This window comes from Lysinibacillus sp. NPDC047702 (genome assembly GCF_050272555.1).
Taxonomy (GTDB): domain Bacteria; phylum Bacillota; class Bacilli; order Bacillales_A; family Planococcaceae; genus Lysinibacillus.
The window spans coordinates 1-5420 of the sequence record NZ_JBNNMG010000117.1; the positions used below are offsets into that span (position 1 = coordinate 1).

Annotated in this window: 6 protein-coding genes and 1 pseudogene; 6 read left to right on the plus strand and 1 reads right to left on the minus strand. The window is 36.2% G+C overall.

Annotation, left to right across the window (positions count from 1 at the left end; genetic code table 11):
* Nucleotides 1-241: 241 nt before the first annotated feature.
* From ACQKIM_RS27550 to ACQKIM_RS27565, 4 genes are all read left to right on the plus strand, one after another.
* The gene (locus ACQKIM_RS27550; RefSeq protein WP_427550087.1) at nt 242-946 is read left to right on the plus strand and encodes a hypothetical protein; all 705 of its coding nucleotides are present in this window, start codon (nt 242-244) and stop codon (nt 944-946) included.
* A gap of 257 nt (nt 947-1203) precedes the next feature.
* Nucleotides 1204-1716, plus strand: coding sequence for an N-acetyltransferase family protein (locus ACQKIM_RS27555; RefSeq protein ID WP_427550090.1), 513 nt, complete (start codon nt 1204-1206; stop codon nt 1714-1716).
* A 224-nt stretch (nt 1717-1940) separates the two neighbouring features.
* Nucleotides 1941-2477 carry a hypothetical protein gene (locus ACQKIM_RS27560; protein WP_427550091.1) on the plus strand — a complete coding sequence of 179 codons (537 nt, stop codon included), beginning with the start codon at nt 1941-1943 and terminating at the stop codon, nt 2475-2477.
* Nucleotides 2478-2935: 458 nt separating this feature from the next.
* On the plus strand, nt 2936-3274 hold the full coding sequence (locus ACQKIM_RS27565) for a cupin domain-containing protein (RefSeq protein WP_427550093.1): 339 nt from the start codon (nt 2936-2938) through the stop codon (nt 3272-3274).
* Here ACQKIM_RS27565 and ACQKIM_RS27570 read toward each other — a convergent pair.
* Nucleotides 3267-3518 (minus strand): annotated as a pseudogene (locus ACQKIM_RS27570) (GNAT family N-acetyltransferase); the annotation flags it as partial. The gene ACQKIM_RS27565 and the pseudogene ACQKIM_RS27570 sit on opposite strands and share 8 nt — an antisense overlap.
* A 351-nt stretch (nt 3519-3869) precedes the next feature.
* Between ACQKIM_RS27570 and ACQKIM_RS27575 the strand changes: the two are divergent.
* Both ACQKIM_RS27575 and ACQKIM_RS27580 read left to right on the plus strand, forming a co-directional pair.
* A complete protein-coding gene (locus tag ACQKIM_RS27575) occupies nt 3870-4298 on the plus strand; it encodes an NUDIX hydrolase (RefSeq protein WP_427550096.1) in 429 nt (142 codons plus the stop codon).
* A gap of 451 nt (nt 4299-4749) precedes the next feature.
* Nucleotides 4750-5420: transposase (locus tag ACQKIM_RS27580; RefSeq protein ID WP_427550098.1), on the plus strand; the 671-nt coding region annotated here is incomplete at its 3' end.

The window sequence follows — 5420 nt, forward strand, 5'->3', positions numbered from 1 at the left end:
GTTGGCGGACCTTTCAGTGTGTCTTTAGACATGGGCCAGTACCCCAGCGTTTCACGCGTAGAGCAAACCACCAGTTAGACTGGTGGTTCTGATTTTGCAAGCTAAAATAGATCCAATTATTATTTTAACTTCAATTATTTTGTAATTAATTCGATATAAACTCTAACGAATTTAAAAGGGAGAGGGGGATTATGAGAAGGAAATTCACAAGCCTTAAAAAAAGATCAAGATGCTGTCACAATTGGAAGGGAAGCGTAGTCTATTCGATTCTCAAATTCAATTGCAAGAGGTACCAGAGGAGGTAGCTCAAAAAATAGCCTCTATGTTTAAGGATGGAGGGAAATTAAACTACATAGAAAGTGAGGAGCAGCTGGCTATTCGTGCGGAACAGCAGGCGCGATTGGATGAGGAAATTGAACATAATGTTCTTGCCATCATTATCCCGCATATTCAAACAAACGAGAAACTTGTCAATAGCTTAAAAGGTGCAAGTCAGCAAGCACTCGATGCTACATATTCAACAATATCTCAAAACCTCTTAGTGCACAATGTTGGCAATATGACGGAAGAACAGCGTCAAGCCATGATTTCACTTGGTTTAGAAAAAGCGCAATTTATTGCAGATAACTACTTAGAGGGAAAACAGGTAAAAGATTTTATGGAGGCTATGACAACAATTGCAAAATTTGCAGTCAATGGCATGAAAAATGACAATGGTACTGTTTCATATGCCATTGAAAAGGGTCCATTAGTACATGCACCGGATGATTATATCCATATAGATGATTTAATAAAAGAGGCGTACCCTGAAAAATGGCAGAGCTTTAAAGATAAAATAGTAGCTGCTACTGAAAAACAGGATAAAGATGCCCTTGTGGAAGCATTCAAGGAATATAATCAACTGGTTAAATCGATTTATACAAACCAACCACATCTTGTGCAATAAAAACAGAAAATTATGGTAATTGGCAAGAGGACATTAAAAATACAGAGGTTTCCAAGCAATTTAGTCAATTAGATAAAACCTCGCTTTCTAATTTTATGGAGGATATCAAGACAACAAATGCTTGGTTATCCAATGAGTTTTTAGCAAAGGATTTAAAAAATTTCCAAAGATATCTGACTAGAAATCATTAAAAGCATTTAGTCTCCATTATGTCCATATAAGGAGACTATTTGTACTGCCATGAAGGGAGAGACTAAATGGAACAAATCAAAATTAGAGTCGCCACTGAAGAGGATGTTGAAAATATGCTGGCAATACAGAGTGAAGTTTTAGTAGAAGAAGATTATCTAATCACTACGTTTGAGGAATTTCAGCAAACAATTGGAGAGCAAAAAAATTGGATACAAGCAAAATTAACAAATGAACGAGAATTAATCTTAATTGCACAATATCAAGAAAAAATAGTTGGTTGGCTTGTGTTTCAATCACCAAATCGAAAAAGATTAGCTCATACAGGCTCCTTTGGCATGATGATATTAAAAGAATATCGTGGGTTGGGGATTGGAAAACGTTTGCTTGAGAAGCTACTAAAGTGGGCAGAGCTCAATCCATATATTGAAAAGATTAGTCTTGGCGTATTTTCAACAAATGAAAGTGCCATTGCTCTATATAAAAAGATGGGATTTGTGGAGGAAGGAAGAAAAATCAATGAAATTAGGTTACATGATAAGCAATATATTGATGATATTTTAATGTATAAGATGGTTTGATTTCATTAAAATAGCTAATCAAATTCTAGGTATTAGATTTTTATAAACACAAATATACCCATTTTCAACTGGCATTGTTATTTGATTATCCTTCATTTCAACATGATCACTTGACCATCTTCATTTAGCTTAGTTACAACATTTCAAAATTCTTCTTTAGATAAAGTTAAATGTTTTCTTATATTATAATATTGTTTAAGGATAATTAAAAAGGAGAGAAAGCGATGAGTATTCCAATTCCAACCTATTTACAGCAATTTGCAAAAAATGCTCAACAACTGGGCGATATTGAATCACAATTCCAGCTTTGTTCTAGCACTGGCAATCAACAATTTGAAATTTGGTATTATGGTGATTTGTTGTCGCTTGAGGGGGAGGTAATGCCTTTCATTACAGGCTCAACCTTTAAAATTGTCGCAAAGGACCCATTAACTGCAGAGGAAATTTTACTGTTTGATGGAACCATGCATGGCTATAATGCGCTGTTTTGTGATGAATATACAGAAGAGCAACGTGTTAGCCGTTCACTTCAAAAATATAACATGCTCGCAACAGAGATTGTGTTATCATTTTTTTATAATATTGATTACGATGAAGAAATGGACGACTATGAGGTAGATGACCAAGGTTATGTACAATTAATGAGCGGAGAAACAGCAGACTGGGAAACAATAAAAAGAAATGGCTATGATGCATTTGTTTTTTACTTCAAAACAGAAGATGGGACTCTGTTAGCATTTGCACAGGAAGAATTAGCATAGCCTACAACTTAAAAACGAGTAGACACTCCCATATAGCAATCTCCTAACTCGACCGATTTAAAAGAAATTTTAAATAAAGAGAGGTTGATAGCTATATAGATCTTTCATATAAGTGGATGGAGGAAGGTGATATGGTTACTCACCCCATTGATGGTTATCCAGTTACCATTCAAGGCGATATGTATTTGGAATGTCAACTTGTAACAAATGGCTTATATTGTGGCGACTCATCAAGTTACGATGACCCCGCAGACAGGAATTAGAGGTTGGGTGACTGATTGGCGATTATTGCTATAAATTGTTTCTGAGGATGAGCTCGGGTTTGAGAAAGTGGTAGATTGTATTTTTGAATACGTGAGGAACATTATAAAAATAAACAATTTGAGAAGGCATGGGCTGTTTTACAATGCTTTTGAGAATAATATAGTTTAATTTCATGGGGAGGAAATATAAACAATATGAAAATACTTAATTTCACACAAGAGTTTGCCAATCAAATTATAAATTATGATTCAGTAGACGCTTTCTATAAGAGGATAATGAGAACTGTAGAACCAACGAGTATTGGCTTTATGTATATAGAGCCGGGCGGTGTCGTTGGAATGCATGAGGCCCCTGTACCACAGTTATTTATAGTCATTCAGGGGGAAGGATGGGTTTGTGGAGCAGATAAGGAGAAGGTATTTTTAAAGACCGGAGAGGGTGTGCTTTGGCAAACAGGACAAGCACATGAATCTGGAAGTGACACGGGATTAACAGCACTTGTCCTCGAATCTAAGCAACTTAATCTTACATAGTCACGAATTGTAACGGAGTAGCTTTTTTCTCTACACATACACTAAGTGTGATTTCTGAAAGCATATGGATACCCTGCTTTAGTAGCGCTGAACCAAGATCTTTACCCTGTGTTTCAGGAAGTACATAGATTGCCAATAGCTCAGCTTCGTCATTCTTACCATTTGAAAAATTAGCAAAGCCTACAATTGATTCTTCTAGTTCAGCAAAAAAAAATGGACTGTTTTCTAGACGTTCTTTCAAGCGTGCTCTGCTATAAGAAACCTGTAAAAAACGGTCCTGAACGTCGAGAAGGGCACTGAAAAACTAAAAAAATCCACTTTTTTATATTAGAAATTTGTCTTTTGTTAGATTTGAAAACTTAAAAAAGTCGATTTGCATCACAATTTTTGTGGCAAATCGACTTTTTCAGTGCCCTCAACGTCAAGTGGGATGATATTTTCGTTATGTATGATGCCAGCTTCTCGTGGGAATTTCTTGCACAAAAAAGATGTCATTCTCTTGCGTCTGTCGTATAATTAATGTCAACACTTTTCACCTACAATTCCAATTTTTCTATTTATTGTAATATTTAATCATACGAGAGGAGATGTCTTCATGCAGGTTGTTGAAAAAGCATTTGGCTATATTACGAGAGAGCATGAGGGGCAGTTACAGGTGCTAGTATTTGAGCAAAATACAGAAGGAGCAGGCATCCAAATTCCGAAAGGCACAATAGAGGAAGGGGAAACCCCGCTAGAGGCTGTAACTCGAGAGATGTTTGAGGAGACAGGCTTATCGTATTTAACAGTTAAGGGGTTAATTGCTGAAGATTATTTTAATCATTATTCAGGAACTTTACAAAAACGCTATTTTTATCATCTAATGACAAATGAAAAACGAGATACATGGCAGCATCATCCGACAGGCTTAAATGAAACAGGTTTTATATTCTCCTTTTATTGGATAACGGATGAGCAGGAAGTGACACTAGCAAAAGGGCATGGAGATTATTTGTATCGAGTAATGGCCCGTGTTAATCATTAAATGTATACCTATTATTGAATCATTTGTGGAAAGCTGAAACCCCGCGAGTGACTAAGCCCGCTAGTTTTCAGCTTTATTATTAGAAATAATCGTTGGCAAATTTACGGACAGCTAAAGTTTGAAAAAGTAAACCGCAACTAATTAATAAAACGATTCCATAGCCTATTTCTCCTAAATTTAACACGAAAAAGTTTTTAGGTTCGGTGTAAAGCAGAGGGAACCATGAATAAAAGCTATATTTTTTACCAATCACATTACAGAGTGGGAAAATAACAAACAATAATAAAATGGAAGTCATTAATGATTCAACTGTTCTTTTATATAATAACTCTAAATGAGCAAATACTCTTCAAATAATTACCATTAAGCAAAATAAAAAGACAGAATTCACCCTTTTGGTTAAAATGAAAGCTCTAACCCAATCAATCCACCAAAGGAGCGTATCTGTCTGATGAATAGATTAACACATCACCAACAAATCAACAAAGGGTTTCTTGCTTGGCAATTGCCCTTTTACTTTTCAAAGCCCGTTTTACGGCATTTGACTCATTTTATCGATGGGATGTCAAGTGTTGGTTTTACAGGCAAACTAACAGAAATTCATGCCTTTAGCCACCACCAAAAGCATCGTACAACACTTGGGCATTTTCTTAAAAATAGCCCATGGAATGAAACCTATCTTCTAAGACAATCACAAAAATACGTGCGACAAAACATCACCGCAGATGAACCTGTATTTCTTTTACTCGACGACACGATTGCCAAGAAAACAAAGCCTTCGTCACAGGCAACTCAACCAACTGAAAGCTGCGGTTATCATTTCTCGCACACGGATGGGAAAAGTGTTTGGGGGCATCAAGTCGTGCAACTGATGATGAAATCAGGTCAACACGCTTATCCTTATGATTTTCGATTATTCGACAAAGAAACAACCGACAGTAAAATTCAACTTTCGTTAGAGATGATGAATCAACTGCCGTTATTCAAACAGCCATCGTATTTTTTGTGTGATAGCTGGTATACATCGCGTACGATCATCGAAGCCGTGCTCTCAAAAGGCACACATGTCATCGGAGCACTCAAAACGAATCGTATTTTGTATCCTCAAGGTATCCGTATTCA

Excerpts from the sequence above, each read along its gene's own strand:
- ACQKIM_RS27565 (WP_427550093.1), top strand. The coding sequence starts at position 2,936 with ATGAAAATACTTAATTTCACACAAGAGTTTGCCAATCAAATTATAAAT.
- ACQKIM_RS27555 (WP_427550090.1), top strand. The coding sequence starts at position 1,204 with ATGGAACAAATCAAAATTAGAGTCGCCACTGAAGAGGATGTTGAAAAT.
- ACQKIM_RS27575 (WP_427550096.1), top strand. The coding sequence starts at position 3,870 with ATGCAGGTTGTTGAAAAAGCATTTGGCTATATTACGAGAGAGCATGAG.
- ACQKIM_RS27560 (WP_427550091.1), top strand. The coding sequence starts at position 1,941 with ATGAGTATTCCAATTCCAACCTATTTACAGCAATTTGCAAAAAATGCT.